Origin of the sequence: Pantoea sp. GbtcB22 (genome assembly GCF_019091025.1) — a bacterium.
Taxonomy (GTDB): domain Bacteria; phylum Pseudomonadota; class Gammaproteobacteria; order Enterobacterales; family Enterobacteriaceae; genus Pantoea; species Pantoea leporis.
This window is the reverse complement of the sequence record NZ_JAGXKB010000340.1, coordinates 1-261: the sequence shown is the minus strand read 5'-3', so window position 1 is coordinate 261 and position 261 is coordinate 1. Positions and strand designations below refer to the sequence as shown.

The 261-nt window shown below is 49.4% G+C and carries 1 protein-coding gene; it reads left to right on the top strand.

The window, feature by feature from the left end; translation table 11 throughout:
• Positions 1-261, top strand: a 261-nt coding sequence (locus KVT28_RS25425) for a hypothetical protein (RefSeq protein WP_217550979.1), incomplete at both ends; no start/stop codon positions are given.

Genomic DNA, 261 nt, shown 5'->3' with positions numbered 1-261 from the left:
CGCCATTCATCTGAATAAGGTATGGGGGGGCACCCTGACGGGTGCTCTGCTTTCACTGGTGGCGGTTCCCAGCGTCCTCATCAGTCTCAACGTGGCACGGCTTGCTGATCACTATTCCAAGAAAAAGGTGCCCGACGCAATTTATATTAGCTACGTACTGGCTTCTGCGTTGTTCATACTGTCTTTCTGGTATGACACGCCAGTTCTCTATCTGGTAGCCTTTAGTCTTCTTTCATGGGCGTTCACTAATTACTTCTCTGT